9 protein-coding genes are annotated in these 14,395 nt (G+C 65.2%); 5 read left to right on the plus strand and 4 right to left on the minus strand.

Annotated features, from left to right (window positions below; genetic code table 11):
• The first annotated feature begins 1,011 nt into the window (after positions 1–1,011).
• From A0O31_RS11630 to A0O31_RS11650, 5 genes are all read left to right on the plus strand, one after another.
• Positions 1,012–1,947 (plus strand): transposase, encoded by a 936-nt coding sequence (locus tag A0O31_RS11630; protein WP_071676838.1) that lies wholly within the window; start codon positions 1,012–1,014, stop codon positions 1,945–1,947.
• A 72-nt stretch (positions 1,948–2,019) separates the two neighbouring features.
• A complete protein-coding gene (locus A0O31_RS11635) occupies positions 2,020–2,346 on the plus strand; it encodes a hypothetical protein (protein WP_152024476.1) in 327 nt (108 codons plus the stop codon).
• On the plus strand, positions 2,343–3,362 hold the full coding sequence (locus A0O31_RS11640; protein ID WP_071678106.1) for a hypothetical protein: 1,020 nt from the start codon (positions 2,343–2,345) through the stop codon (positions 3,360–3,362). Before A0O31_RS11635 ends, A0O31_RS11640 begins: the two co-directional genes overlap by 4 nt.
• 372 nt (positions 3,363–3,734) lie before the next feature.
• The gene (locus tag A0O31_RS12795; protein ID WP_152024477.1) at positions 3,735–4,523 is read left to right on the plus strand and encodes a hypothetical protein; all 789 of its coding nucleotides are present in this window, start codon (positions 3,735–3,737) and stop codon (positions 4,521–4,523) included.
• A 791-nt stretch (positions 4,524–5,314) separates the two neighbouring features.
• On the plus strand, positions 5,315–6,904 hold the full coding sequence (locus A0O31_RS11650; protein ID WP_071678108.1) for an ankyrin repeat domain-containing protein: 1,590 nt from the start codon (positions 5,315–5,317) through the stop codon (positions 6,902–6,904).
• Between the two features lie 140 nt (positions 6,905–7,044).
• Here the strand turns inward: A0O31_RS11650 and dnaE are convergent, their stop codons facing one another.
• The 4 genes from dnaE to A0O31_RS11670 form a co-directional block, all read right to left on the minus strand.
• Positions 7,045–10,089, minus strand: a complete 3,045-nt coding sequence (dnaE, locus tag A0O31_RS11655; RefSeq protein ID WP_071678109.1) for a DNA polymerase III subunit alpha — start codon at positions 10,087–10,089, stop codon at positions 7,045–7,047.
• The gene (locus tag A0O31_RS12800) at positions 10,062–11,393 is read right to left on the minus strand and encodes a Y-family DNA polymerase (RefSeq protein WP_071678110.1); all 1,332 of its coding nucleotides are present in this window, start codon (positions 11,391–11,393) and stop codon (positions 10,062–10,064) included. The genes dnaE and A0O31_RS12800 overlap by 28 nt, the downstream gene beginning before the upstream one ends.
• On the minus strand, positions 11,394–12,020 hold the full coding sequence (locus A0O31_RS11665; RefSeq protein ID WP_071678111.1) for a LexA family protein: 627 nt from the start codon (positions 12,018–12,020) through the stop codon (positions 11,394–11,396). It lies immediately after the preceding gene.
• A 129-nt stretch (positions 12,021–12,149) separates the two neighbouring features.
• Positions 12,150–13,508, minus strand: coding sequence for a M12 family metallopeptidase (locus A0O31_RS11670; protein WP_161489869.1), 1,359 nt, complete (start codon positions 13,506–13,508; stop codon positions 12,150–12,152).
• Positions 13,509–14,395: the final 887 nt, after the last annotated feature.

Genomic DNA, 14,395 nt, shown 5'->3' on the forward strand with positions numbered 1-14,395 from the left:
CGCATTTAGGACTCAAACCAACCTGCATCCCGAAGACCCAGGATGCCGTCGGCGGAAGTCCAACCATCCGCTCTATGGGAGCCTAGCGCGCTTCATCCGAAAAATAGGTCCTTCCCCTATGGTCCCCAAGCCTAGGGTGGCCAGAACCTTGCGGGATGGGAGGAAGCGCTTTGGGGCTAAATCAGGCGTCGTGTGTGACAACTCCTCGGACTTCAGCCCGTGGAGTTGTCAAGGCTCCTTCATACCCGGATACTGGAACCAGAGGTATGACAACAACGGAGGAACAGCACAGCTATCTGCTCCCCAAGTACCTCTTTTACCAGGTCTTGGTGTGCGTGGTGCGCTACGGCCGCAAAGACGCTTCTCTAGGGCCCAAGGGGAGGGCGACCCTTTGTTTGCTCTTCTTGGCCTTGGAAGCCCTGGGGACCTTGGGGGAGACTCGGTGGTCCCAGGGCGTGCCTGATCTTCCGAAGGTGGCCAGGGCTCTAAAGGATGGGCGCGGCCGGCTGGGTACGGCTTTACGGCGGGCATTGGAAAAGCACTTAGACCTTCTTCTCCCCTTTGTACCAGAGGAGATAGGAAGGCTCCCGAAGACGAAGCGGGCATCGGCGCTACGCCGTTACCTGGCCCAGGAAGTCGGAGGCTATAAGGCGTGGGATCTTTGGCGGGAGTTGCTGAGGGGGATTAATGATGCACTCCCGGACCTAGGTAAACCCCTGCCCGATTCTCGGGGATGCGTCTGCTTGCCCCTGGTCCCGGAAGCAATCCTGGCCCTTCTCCCTTTTCCGGTCTTAGGGGTAGCTTTCTTCCAGGCTCTGGCCAACAGCTGGCGGTTCCAAAACGAGCGCTTGCAGGAGGCCACGGCGGCCCACTTCGTCTATGGCTTCGTGCGTCAGGAGGAGAGGTTTCCATTCAATAAAGGAGCGGCAGATCTTTTTAGGGACCCCCCTTTCGGATATTCAATGCATACCCCCTTGACAAGCCAAAGGAAAAGGGGGCGCTTGGTGAGCTGTGGAAGAACACCAGACGCCCCCTTCCATCCTACCCCTGCCCCTGGAGGAACTGGTCCCCCTGCTCCAGGCATGGCTCCAAGCCCGCTTGCCAGAAGGGGAGAGAAAACCCGGCAGGCCCAGGACCTTCTCCGACCTCAGCCTCTTTCTCTTCCACCTGGTCCGCGCCCTCCTGGGCTTCTCCAGCGAACGCATGCGCCGGGAACTGGCCCGCAACCCTAGGCTCCGCAAGCGCCTCGGTCTAGAGCGCGTTCCCTCCTCTGCCACCCTCAGCGAGCGGAGCCGGAAGCTACCCTGGCCCCTCCTGCGGGGAGGGAAGCGGGTGGGCCGGGGGAGGCGGGTGCTGGCCATGGACGCCACCCTTCTCCCCGCCCAGAGGTCGGATGGGGAGGCGGCTTGGGGCGTGGGCTCGGATGGGGGCTGGGTTTATGGGTACAAGCTCCACCTCCTCGTGGACCTGGACACGGGGGAGGTGCTGGCCCTACGGGTGACCCCGGCCTCATGGCACGACTCCCCGGTGGGGCGGGGGATGCTCTGGGGGGTGGAGAGGTTTCCTGGGGAGAAGCCCCCCGTGGTGGTGGCGGACGCGGCCTACGAGGGGGAAGCCAACTTTCGGTTGACGAGGAGGCGAGGGATGCTTCTGGTGACGGGGCATAACCGGAGACGGGGAAGGCCAAAGGGGAGGGGGCGGCTTTTGAACCTGCGGCGGCGGGGGAGAGGTGCGTACCGGAGGCTTTTGGGGCGGCGGTGGGAGCTGGAGACGGTCTTTGGTCTGCTGAAGGGGCCGATGGGGCTGGTGGGGGCGGTGGGGAGGGTACGGGGGCTGAAGGCGGTGGCCCTGCAAGTGGAAGCTTGGGTGATGGCCTGGAGCGTGGTGGCCCAGCTTCTTGGGCAGGCGGGTCTGCCCATCACCCGGGTGTTGCGGGCGGTGGCGTGAGGTGAGTACGCAGGTGAATATCCGAAAAGGGGGCTTTTTAGGGACATAAAGCCTTTGCGTAAGGAAGGGGACATGGACTGGGCCTATCTGGACTGTGACGCAAAGGGAACGGTATTGGAAGCCAAGCGAAAGGACGCCAACACCCTCTGCTTGTCCGCCTACCTGGAAGAGGACACCCGCCTGAAAGGCACCCGCCTCCGGAAGCATTTGAAGATGTGGTATGAATTCGCCGACGTTTTGGCCGCTCACTATCTGAGGTGTGGAGGAAGCCTCCACCCAGGAAATGGGGGGTATGATTGGGACCTGATTGAGGAGTACCATGAGGCCATCCTCCGGTGGCTGCGGGACGGTCGTTGCCCCTTCAAGGGGGACTTGGAGGGGGAAGGGGTACGTCGGTGAGGAGCTTCCGCGAACTCTTGCAGGAGGCCTTGGATGCGTTGCAAGCGGGCAGCCTGGACCTGGGCGAGCACTTCCGGAGGGAAGCCATTGCCCAGGTAACCCGGGGGCCTTTAGGGGAGGACCCCGTGGCCCAAGCTCTGGCGTTGGGGCGCAAGGCGCTTCTGGCCCTTGCTCAAGGCGCCAAGGACGAAGCCCGCCGCTTCCTAAGCCAAGCAGTACGCCTCCACCCTGGGCTGGGCGGTGGGTTAGCCTTGGAACTCCTGGCCAGGCTGGCCGAGGACACCCCGGAGGTAGGAGAGGTCCGCGCCCTCCTGGAGAGGGAGCGAAAGGCCTGGGAGGAAGCCCCTTTGGGCCTACTGCTCCTTCGGGCCCTTGGGGCGGTGCCCCCCGAAGGGTGGGTGGGCCTCCTAGCGCCTAAAGAAGGGGCGAGTGCCCGGGATTTGCCGGCCCGGCGGGCCTCGAAGGGTAGGTGGCGGGAAGGGGGTTCTAGGAGAGCTAGCCGGGAGCGGGGCCCCACCCGGCCAACCCTCCGCTTGCCCTTGTGGTACTGGGAAAGGGAACGAACATTTGACGAGAGGGGGAAGGTATTGGGCTTTCTTCCCGCCTTTTCGCGGGATAAGCCCAAGTCCGGGCGAGAGGGAGGGTGGCGTTCACCCGAAAGCATCCTGCGCCTAGACATGGGGGGATACCTTACCCTCCGCATGGACCGTCTACCGAAACCTTGGGGTGGGCTGTTGGTCCTCTCGGGTGGCCTAGGAAGTGTCCTTCTGCCCCTGCCGTGGAAGGCTCCCGAGCCGCGCCTGCGCGCCCGTATCCCCCTGCCGGCGGAGCCCGGGGAGGAGGTGGAGGCCCTCTTTTGGGCCTGGGAAGATCTCACGCCCGCGACCCTCCGGGCCCTCCTCACCGCACCGAGGGTCCTATACGGAAGGGAAACGCTCCTGCCATGGCTAGATGAAGCCGTCCGCAGGGGGGTTGCAGACCCGGTAGAGTGGGCGGAGATCTTGGACGCTCTCTAAGAAGTGGAGGCAATCCTGGGCCTTAGGAGGCCTCGTCTCCTGGTCGTCAGGTCCCGGAAAAGCTCCCACCGAAGCCGGAGAGAGCGCGCTTAGGGGAGGGAGGCGTTCCTGAAAACCGGGGGTGCCTGGCGGCCCGCTTGGAATCCAGGGTTAAAGTTATCTCGTGTGGGGACAAGTCATCACCCGCCTGTAGTTGGGGTTGAAACGCTGAAAGCTGATGGGGTTCTTTGGGATATGGCTTTTTTAGATGCATCTGCAGGCCTAATTCTGGAGGGGGGTAGATTGGTTTTTGTGATGAGGGAGAGGCGAGCGTTTAGGGTATGCGGTTGACTTTGGGGTGGTCCCATGGGCTATACTTAGGGCGAGGTCTATATGTTCTCTCAGGAGGAAGCGTACAAGGAGCTAATTGGCTCTGTGTTGCGATCTCTTAAAGATAGGGTATTGGACATCACGGGTGGTTATGCTCCGACTTTTTTGGAACAAAAGAAAGGCATGTCCAACATTTATTGTGCACATTTTCACGAGGAGGATTTGGACAGCGTTTTAGACATTTTTAAAGATGTAATGATTACCTTTGCGCGGCATTTCGCAGGAGACTTCTTCGGTGATAGAATAGAAACCAAAGTGGCACCAAAAGTTTTTTCTTTAAAAGTTGACATAGAGAGGACAAATGAGCTCGAAGTAAGCTTGGTTCCCGAACCGTATTTTGTGAAGATTACATCTTCTAAATATTTGCATGCTACGCTATCTATGAACCTCATTCCGGTCTTTTGCTCCATAAGCGGTAAAGAGTATAGCTTTTTTCAAAGGGCTATACTCCCCCTTTCTGAAGAAAATTCGGAAATAAAAGTTGCCGACGAATTATCCCTGACAACTGTGTTCACAGATACAAAAAGAATGCGTTGGGTATTTGATTATTTATTGGATCTTCGCGATTCGGGTTGGATACTTGGAGAGAAACCCCAAAAAATAAACCTTGAAGATGATTATAAAGTACATTACTACGCTACCCTTTATCATAAAGACGCGATTTCTAAAATCCAGTGGCGCCACAACCACGAGGGAACCAAAATTCATATAGGCAAAGAAGTTCTGAATGGGCCTCTGGCGGTAGCTCTCCTCCTGGAGATACATTTTACGCTCCCTCGGGCCAAAGTCTGAGGCTACAAGCCAGGCTTTGCCTGGCCTCGGAGTACAGAACGGCCTCCGCGGGAGCCCTTCCGAAGGGCCGCGTTCAGGTCCTGGCCAGGATGTTCGGCACAGTGGCAATGTTTCGGTACCATTTGGGCTACACGGCGGACAAGTGTGATCTCTTCCTAAAGCAGCACCTACTCCCGATAGCCACATGAAGGGCAACCTTAGCACGTATATCGTTTAGTCCCCTCCTACCTCCTTCCGCTATGTCGGCGACATTGTGTGGCATTCGCACCTAATCTGTGTCCTACACTCCCTTGGTAGTTTCATCGCAGGCTAAGCCAAGAGTTTTCTTGTAGACTATGCGAAATGCAAGCGTCAGGTAAGTAGAAAACCCTTTTAGAAGAGGACTTTTGTGCGTTTTTTCGTGCGGGAAAGCAGCCCGGTCGTTGTTTCCTTATCCTGAACCCAGAGGTGATGCCCATGAAAGACACGATTGAGATTGGGGCGCACGTGGATGGCCAAGTGTCCCTAGCGCCGGACTTTTTCCGGGAAGTCCTTTGGACGTCCATAAGATTGACTGCTTTCTGGGAGACGTGGTTAGGGTGGAGCCGATTTTCAGCCGCATCACCATCTCAATCCAGGACGAGGTCCTGGCTTGGGCGGCGGATGGGGTGACTATCCGCCGGGGGCGGGAGGTCTTCTCCTAATGACACCCGAGACTGGATTTACCCAACCCTAAACTAGGTTCTGGGAATGCCGACAATCGTGACCCATATAGGGAAGCCAAACCTAGGGACCCAAGAAGCAGGGCGGAGGTGAACGTGAACACTGGAGACAGAAAAGCGGACATTGCTCTTCTTGAAGCGGTTGAGCGTGGGGACTTGGCTCTTGTCAAGGCTCTCTTGGAAAGGGGCGCCGACCCAAACTATGACTCCCTTTTGTATGGGGGACCTCTTCACTTGGCAGCAAAAAAGGGATACGTCGAGATCGCCCAGGTCCTTTTGGAAATGGGTGCTGATCCCAATGTCCAGGACCGTGAAGGGGAAACCCCCCTCCACGTGGCGGTGGAGGAGGGACACGCCGAGTTTGTCCGGATTCTTGTGGGGGTGGGTGCTGATCCCAATGTCCGGGACCGTGAAGGGGAAACCCCCCTCCACGTGGCGGCGAGGGAGGGACACGCCAAGGTTGTCCGGATTCTTTTGGCAGCGGGTGCTGATCCCAATGTCTGGGACCGTAAAGGGGAAACCCCCCTCCTCAAGGCGGCGAGGGAGGGACACGCCGAGGTTGTCCGGATTCTTGTGGGGGCGGGTGCTGATCCCAATGTCCGGGACCGTGAAGGGGAAACCCCCCTCCACGTGGCGGCGAGGGAGGGACACGCCAAGGTTGTCCGGATTCTTTTGGCAGCGGGTGCTGATCCCAATGTCCAGGACCTCGAAGGGGAAACCCCCCTCCACAGGGTGGCGAAGGAGGGACTCCGGAAGATTTTTGAAGCCCTTTTTGAAGCGGAAGGGGAAACCCGGCACGTGGCGGCGGAGAAGGGACACGACGTGGCGGCGGAGGAGGGACACGCCGAGGTTGTCCGGATTCTTGTGGGGGCGGGCGCTGACCCAAACGCTAGGGAATGGCATCGTGCATGGACACCCCTCCACTGGGCGGCATGGGAGGGTTACCTCGAGATCGTCCAGCTCCTATTGGAAACGGGTGCTGATCCCAATGTCCAGGATGAGCACGGGGAAGCTCCTCTCCACAAGGCGGCGCAAAGGGGGCACATCAACATCGTCCAGCTCCTCTTGGAGAGGGGGGCCGAACCAAGCTCAAGGGACAAACGAGGAAACACCCCCCTCCACATGGCATTGAGGGGGAAACACTTCGGTGTTGTTCGGGTGCTTTTAACAGCAGGCGCCAACCCGAACGCCCGGGGCGAGAATGGGAAAACTCCCCTTCATCTGGCGGTGGGACAGGGGCATATCGAGGTCATCCGGGCTCTTTTAGCGGCGGGTGTCGACGTGAACGCACCGGACGATGTGGGTAATACCCCCCTCCACTGGGGGGCGGCGAGCGGGAACCTCCGCGTCGTCCAGCTTCTTCTGGAGGCGGGGGCCGACCCCAACCGAAAGGGTATATGGGGGAGGACTCCTCTTCACCGTGCGGCGTTTTTTGCGCACCCCGAGGTTGTCCAAGCGCTCTTGGGGGCAGGAGGTGATCCAAATGCTCAGGACGCGAACGGGATGACTCCCCTCCACCTGGCGGCGCGGGAGGGGCGCCTCGAGGTGGTCGGAGCGCTCCTAGATCGGGGGGCGGATCCGACGATAGCAAATGCTGAGGGGAAAACTCCCCTAGACCTCGCCCTCCTAAACGGACACGATAGCGTTGTTCACCTCCTCCGGGAGGCTTTGTCCAGGTAGCCGAGGATACCTCCCTCCCCCGCCTACCAAAGGCGGGGGTTTCTTCTGTCAAAACCGACCTAAGGGAAGCCCAGGGAACAGCGCAGCCCTGGCCCTTCCGGGAGACCATCGGCACACGGGGGACACGGATGGGGACGGGGCTAGGCGGTGGACCCTTCCAGGTCCCACACCTCCTCCACCCGCATGGCCCCTCCTTGGAGCGCTCCCTGGACCAGCAAGACCCGGGCGTCCCGCAGGGTGGGGTAGCGCCTCGCCCACACCTCCGGGGGGATGACCGCCTGGAGGCGGTGGGGGCCGTCCTCGAGGACATAAAAGGCGTAGCCCCGGGCGGTCGGGGGCTTCTGCTTGGCCACCACGAGCCCGGCGGTGAGGGCAGGTCCTGGGCGGAGGAGGGGAATGGGGGTGGCCCCGAGTTCCTCCAGCCGGCCCCGGAGGAGGTCCATGGGGTGGAGGGGGAGTTCGGAAAAACCCTTGGCCTCGAGGTCCAAGGCGAGCCGCTCCCCGGCCTCCAAAGGGGGGAGGGGTGGGGGCGGGACCCCTTCCGCCAGCAGGGGGCCCTGGGGGGCGAGGCCAGCGCGGAAAAGGGCCTCCCGCCTGGGGTGGAGGCCTTCAAAGGCCCCGGCCCGGGCCAGGGAGAGGAGGGCGTCCTGGGGTGGGTCCAGGCGGGCGCGGAACTCCTCCAGGGAGCGGAAAGGCCCCCGAAGCCTCTCCCGCAGGATGGCCCGGGCCACCCCTTCCGAAACCCCCTGGGCGGCGGTGAGGGGCGGGCGGAGGGCCTTCACCCCCCCTTGGACCTCCACCCGGTAGTGGAGGCCCGAGCGGTTGACGCAAAGGGGCAGAAAGGGCACCCCAAGCCGCCTCGCCTCCTGGCGCAGGGTGGAAAGGGGCCACATGCCGGGGGCCTCGGAGAGGAGGCCCGCCAGGAACTCCGCCGGATAGTGGGCCTTGAGCCAGAGCGTGGCGTAGGCGTGGCGGGCGAAGGCCAGGGCGTGGCTCTCCGTGAAGCCATAGCCCCGGAACCCCTCCACCATGCGCCACAGGGCCTCCGCCTCCTCCCCCGCAAGGCCCAAGGTGGCCGCAAGGCCCCGCAGGAACCTCTCCCGCAAGGGGCGGAGGTCCTCCTCGTCCCGGGCCTTGGCCACCGCCTTGCGGAAGGCCTCCGCCTCCGGCCAGTCCATCCCCGCCCCGTGGTGGAGGAGGCGGAGGAGTTGCTCTTGGAAGAGGAGGACCCCTTGGGTCTTCCCCAGGATGGGCTCCAGGGCCGGGGGCAGGGGGGGCCTCGCCTCCTGGCCCAGGCGCCGGGCCAGGTAGGGGCGCACCGTTCCCGACTGGATGGGCCCCGGGCGGACCAGGGCGATCTGGTGGGCCAGGTCCTCCAGGCTTCTCGGGCGGAGCTTCCGGCCCATGGCGGTCTGGGCGGGGCTTTCCAGTTGGAAGACCCCCAGGGTTTCCCCCCGCCAGAGGGGGCGGTAAACCGCCTCCTCCTGGGGGAGGCGCTCCAGGTCCAGCCAGACCCCCTCCAGGCGGAAGACCTCCTCCCGGGCCCTTTCCAGGGCCGAGAGGGTGCGCAGGCCCAAGAGGTCCAGCTTCACCAGGCCGAGGGCCTCGAGGTCGTCTTTGTCCAGGGTGAGCATGCGGATCCCCCCGGTGCTCCGCACCACGGGGGCGTAGCGGGTGAGGGGGCCGGGGGCCACCACCACCCCGCCCACGTGGGGGGTGAGGTGGCGCACCTGCCCCTTTTCCATGCGGGCGAGGAGGGCGAGGAGGAGGTCCTTCACGGGCGCCTCCCCCAGCACCTCCCGGAAAAGGGGCTCCGCCTCTTTTGCCCGGTGGGGGGAGAGGTGGCGGAAGTCCCGGCCCAGGGCCCGGGTGAGGCGGTGGCGCAAGGGGGCGGGCAGGCCTAAGGCCCGCCCCAGGTCCTGCACCGCCAGGGGCAGGCGGTAGGTGACGTAGGCGGCGGCCATGGCCTCCTCTGCCCCGTAGGCCTCCTCCAGGTGGCGGATCACCTCCTCCCGGCGGCGGCTCGCCAGGTCCAGGTCAATGTCCGGCAGGGCCTTCATCCCCCCGTGGAGGAAGCGCTCGAAGAGGAGGCCCTCCGCCACCGGGTCCACGGGGGTGAGGTCCAGAAGGTGGGCGAGGAGGCTCCCCACGGCGCTCCCCCGGGCGGAGGCCAGGATGCCCCGGCTCCGGGCCCAGGCGGCCACCCCGTGGGCCAGGAGGAAGAAGCCGGCGAGGCCCAGGGCCTCCACGGTGGCGAGTTCCTCCCTGAGGCGCTCCCGGTAGGCGGGCCTTTGGGGGTAGCGGCGCTCCAGGGCCTCCCAGGCCAGGCGGGAAAGCGCCCCCATGGGGGTCTGCCCAGGGGGGAGGGGGACGGGGGGGTCCAGGCTCCTTTCGGGCAGGAAGGGGAAGGCCAGGGCCTTCCCCAGGGCGCGGGCGTTGGCCCAGGCCTCGGGGAAGGGGAGGCGGTCCAGGGCCTCCTCCCGGCTGGGCAGGGCCAGGGCCTCGTTCCGGGGCCGGTCCGGGTGGGGCACCTCCACGCTCAGGCCCAGCCGGGCGCAGGTGAGGGCGTCCAGGAGGGGGTAGAGGTCCGGCGAGGCCTGGCGCACCTCGAGGGCCGCCACGTAGGGCAGGCCCCGGTCCTGGGCCAGGGCCCGCAGGACCCGGGCCCGGCGGTCGTCCCCCGGGAGGCGGGCGTGGTAGAGGGAGAGGAAAAGCCGATCCCCAAAGGCCTCCTTCAGGGCCTTCAGGAGGCGGTCCAAGGCCTCCAGGCGCCTTTGCGCCAGGAGGCGGCTTGGGAAGCCCTCCCGCCCCCCTGTGAGGAGGACCAGGTCCTCGTTGGCCGCCAGGAGGGCCTCCAGGGGGAGGCTCCCCTCCGCCAGGGCCTGGGTCAGGTGGGCGGAGAGCCGGGCGTACCCCTCCCGGCTCCCCGCCAGGAGGAGGACGGGGAAGGTGCCCTCCGGGGTTTTTAGGGGAAGCCCCGCCCCCAGGAGGGGCACCACCCCCAGGGCCTCGGCGTGGCGGTGGAGGCGCACCCCCCCGGAGAGGGAGAGCCAGTCCGTGAGGGCCAGGTGGGTGTGGCCCAGGGCCGAGGCCACCTCCAGAAGCCTCTCGGGGGAGGAAACTCCCCGGCCGAAGTAGGACTCCGTCCAGAGCAGGGCTAGTCCAGGATCCGGCTCAGCACCCATCCTTCCCCCTCCCGGTAGACCTCCAGGACAAGCCCCCCCTCCACCTCCAGGAGGAAGTAGTCCCGCCCGGGCTCAAGGCGCCACCAGCGCCCGCCGGCCCGCCAGCGGTCCAGGAGGCGCACCACCCGCCGCTTCCTGCCCAGGACCACCCACCGGGGTTTCCCCCGTGGCAGAGGACCTTTAGGGGCACCAGGTAAAGCCGCATCCTCCACCTCCAGGCTCCGGTAGCGGAAGCCCCATTCCGGGGCCAGGGCCTCCGGGTCCAGGACCTCCACCCGCAAAAGCGCCCCGGGGTAGCGGGCCAGGAGGGTTGCGAGCCCGGTTCCCGGCCGGCGGAAAAGCCCCTCCTGGTGGGCGGGGCGGTGGAGGCCCGAGGCCACCGCCCGCACCTCCTCCAGGGGCATCCCCCAGGCCCCGCTGCGCCGGAAGGCCAGCTCCAGGGCGAGCCGCACCTCCTTCTCCCCCCGCAAGGGGGCCTTGGCCAGGTGCTCCCCGCGGAAGCGAAGCCCCGCCCCCACCGCCTCCACCGCCACCCAGGTGGCGGCCTGGCCGGCGAGCCCCCGGTGGAGCCTCTGGGCCAGGTGCGCCAGAAGCCCAGGCCCCCCATCCACCTCGAGGTCCAGGGGGAGCCTGGCCTCCACCCATCGCCCCTCGGGGAAGCGGGCCACGCCAGGGCGCCAGGGGCCGTGGAGGTAGGGGAGAAGCCTTTCCCCTTCCGGGAGGTAGGCGCGGAGCTGGGCGGGGCTCCAGGCGAGGAGTTCGCCCACCCGCTTTAGGCCCAGGAGCCGGAGCTTCCCAAGCCCCTCGAGGCCCAACCCCACCCCCCTCAGGAGGTAAAGGGGGAGCCGGTCCAGGAAGGCCCGCTCCGCCCCTTCCGCCACCACCCGGGCTTCCCCTTCCCGGGCGGACCAGGCGGCCAGGAGGGCCACCTCCCGCCAGGCGGCCACTCCCACCCGCACCCCGTACCCCTCCGCCAGGAGCCGGGCCTCGGCGGGCGTGAGCCGGAGGAGGACGGCTCCCTCCGCCAAAGGCTCCACCCAGGGGGTGAGGCGGTAAAGCTCCTGGAGGAGGGCCCGCCAGGCGGGGGCGGCGTGGGCGGGGTAGGGGAGAAGGTGGAGGCCCGCCGCCCGTATCCGGGCCACCTCCACCCCCATCCCCTCCCGCACCCCGAGCCTTTGGGCCTGGGGGGAGAGGGCCACCACCCGCCCGCCCCGGTGGAGGGCCAGGGGGAGGTTTTTGAGCTCGGGCCGCTCCCGTCCAAGGAGCCAGACGGCCCAAGGGCGGAAGAGGGCGGCGGCCACCATCTAGAGCCTCCGCAGGATCTTGAGGGCCTCCAGGGCCTCCCGCCCCCGCAGGAGGAAGCGGAAGACCCCCTGCACCTCCACCTCCCCCGCGGGGAGGCGCAGGGTGGGGTAGGCGGGGTTGTGGGGCCTGAGGACCACCTCATCCCCCTCCAGGTAGACGTACTTCAAGGTGGTCCGCCCTTGGTGGAGGACCGCCGCCACCTCGCCCCGCCTCGGCCTGGGCCCCCGCTCCACCACCACCACGTCCCCCTCCAGGAGGTACTCGGCCATGCTGTCCCCCTCCACCACCAGGGCGAAGAGGCCGGGCCTGCCCGGGAGGGCCAGGAGGCCCTCGGCCTCCTCGAGGGACTCCTCCAGGGGGCCTGCGGGGATGCGGCCCACCAAGGGGATGGCCGTCCCCGCCACCAGGAGGCCCTCGGGGGTGAGTTCCAGGTGGGTGGGGCGGCCGTGGCCGGCGGGGTGGAGGCGGAGGAGGCCCTTCCTCTCCAGGGCCTCGAGGTGTTGCCGCAGGGTTTGGGGCCGCAGGCCAAGGAGGCGCGTGAGGTCGTGGGCCGTGGGGGAAAGCCCCTCCTGGACCATTTCCGCCACGGCCTTCAGCACCCGCTGTTGCCCGGAAGGCAGTTTCATAGGAACCCCCTAATACCTGTTATATAACAGGTATTAGGGGGCGTCAAGGCCCACGCCGAAGCGAGACCGTGAGCCCCGGACCACCCCCCTGGCGATCTCCTTGTGGGCTTGCCCGTTATCCCCTGGCCATCACGGGACGACGTGGCAAGCCTCGGCCGAGGTGGGGGGATTCACCGTGGAGTCCAGGGGCGTGAGGGTGAGGCACACCTCCTGACCGCTCCGCCCTTCCAGGCGGAGTACGGCAGCGTAAAGGGGCTGAGGCCGGTCCATCTGGATTTCGCTGTAGGGCGTGGAAATCGCTTGTTGGCCCACCTTGGCCTCCAAACGGTATCGCTTAGCCCAACTCCACTCGGCAAAGGTGAGCTGCAACGATTCGGGACCCACGGGGTCAAGCCGTAGCAGGGTCATCTGGCGGGGTTCTTGGTTGCGGTAGCAGGCCCGGGTGCGGGCCAGGGTGTAAACCGTCCCTCCTTCCAGCTCTAGGCGCAGGGTATCGGTTTGTAGGCCGGGCCCGGGGCAGGCCTTGGCTTTGAGGCCCAACGGGACGCTTGCACCAGGGGGGAGAACACCTGTGGGGGGCGTGGCGTCTTCCAACCAGGTCCCGCCCACCTCCACGCGCAAGACCTGGAAAGGCACCGCCCCGACATTGCGCAGTTCTTGCGAAAAGGCATAGGCCTCCAAGAAGGTGGTTTGGTGGAACCAGCCCTGAAGGCGCAAGAGCGGCGTCCCGTAATAGGCCTGGATGGCCGCGATGTCCCCCTGACTTAGCCCTTGGCGTTGCCCGAGCCGCTCTGGGGGCACCCCGTTCTTGGGCCGGATGGTGAGCTGGCCGTTCTTGGAGAAGGCCCGGGCGGAGTAGTGCATGACGGAGTCATAATCGTAAGCCCCTTGGAGGCGCCCTTTCAGGCCTAGCTTATCAAAGGCGTAGCGGTACTCGTCCACGATGTTGTCCCAAAGGATCTCCACGTACTCATCGCGGTCGCTGCGGCTATGCTCGTGCCAAAAGCCCAGGGCATGGAGGATCTCGTGAACCACCGTGCCCGTGGACGGAACCCCATCTCGGCCGCAGTACACGTCCAAGTCCTGCGCGCCACCTACCCACCCTACGGGTGACCAACAGGTGTCCTGGTCGTTGTCCACCATAAAGCGCACGTAATCCGGCTCGCTGGTGCGCTCTACGAAGCGGATGGAGGTCTTCTCCTCAATGTGCGCGATGGCCTCGAGGATCCGGGCCCGCTGGGCCTCGTTCACCGCTGGGTCAATGGTGTAAGGTACCCGGCCCTGGGGCCACAAAGCTCCATAGAAAAAGGGCTCCAAAGTAAACCCCTGCGGCGCAACCTCTCCAGGTCTTGGAAAGGAGCGCCGCGGCACCAGGATGTCCCCTTCTACCAGCAGGTGGTTGGGGTCGTGGGGAATGACCCTGCCCATTACCAGGGCTTCCCGTCCGTCCGGTAACGCCACCCACACGGGCTCCCAGGGAGCTGCCACGCCCCCCTCACGTTGCGTTGGCTGGGTGCACGACGCTAGCACCACGAGAAGGAGCCAAACCTTGCGCATACCCTACCCCCCGCATCCGGCCGCGCATGGGGTCGTGGCCAAGATAAAGTCCAGAGTTTTTTCCAGCGCGCCCACTTTCACGCTCAAGCGCGCTGGAGCGGCCAGGTACGTCCAGACCTGCTTTGGTTCAGGCCCCCTAAACTCCAACACCAACCGGTCTGGGCCCGAACGGTCGGGCCGGTACCGGCAGGCCACCTGGTCCACCGCGTCGCCCACCAATGGCCCCGTCAGGACCACGAGTAGGGCTTCCGGAGGAGCGTTAAAGCCCTCGACCCGCTGAAGGGGCACTGCTACCTCCACGACAGCTCCGGCCGGGACCACCACAGGATCGGGCACCGGTCCTAAGGTGAAGTCCCCTACCCGGGCCGCAAATCGCGCCTCTACCCGCCGGTTCTGGGCCATATCCAGGCTGCAAGGGGCGTAGCCGCTGCAATCCCCCACCCAGCCGGAAAAGAAATAGTCCCCTTCGGGAAGCGCCCGGAGCTCCACGCTCCTGTCGGGGCGAAGCCGGTAGGCGCACACTTGCCCTGATGGACAGACTTCGGTCAAGCCATCGTGTCGGACCGCTACCCGGCCACCTTCACCAACTTGAACCACGAGTTCCCGCAAGTTTGTGCTCCCGCCGGTGGGATCGGTACAGGAGGCTACGAATAGGAGTAGCCCCAGAAATAACGTCGCTCCTGCCCTCCGTTTACGCATAGGCTCCACCCGTCTTCAACAACCTACCCGGAACTTGCCACCCACCTTGTGCTTGGGTGCATAGGGATAGCGGCTAATGGGCTCCACAGCAGGGTGGCGAGCTTCCATATTGTAGCCGG

Source organism: Thermus brockianus, from assembly GCF_001880325.1.
GTDB lineage: Bacteria > Deinococcota > Deinococci > Deinococcales > Thermaceae > Thermus > Thermus brockianus.

Excerpts from the sequence above, each read along its gene's own strand:
- A0O31_RS11635 (WP_152024476.1), top strand. The coding sequence starts at position 2,020 with ATGGACTGGGCCTATCTGGACTGTGACGCAAAGGGAACGGTATTGGAA.
- A0O31_RS12795 (WP_152024477.1), top strand. The coding sequence starts at position 3,735 with ATGTTCTCTCAGGAGGAAGCGTACAAGGAGCTAATTGGCTCTGTGTTG.
- dnaE (WP_071678109.1), bottom strand. The coding sequence starts at position 10,089 with ATGGGTGCTGAGCCGGATCCTGGACTAGCCCTGCTCTGGACGGAGTCC.
- A0O31_RS12800 (WP_071678110.1), bottom strand. The coding sequence starts at position 11,393 with ATGGTGGCCGCCGCCCTCTTCCGCCCTTGGGCCGTCTGGCTCCTTGGA.
- A0O31_RS11665 (WP_071678111.1), bottom strand. The coding sequence starts at position 12,020 with ATGAAACTGCCTTCCGGGCAACAGCGGGTGCTGAAGGCCGTGGCGGAA.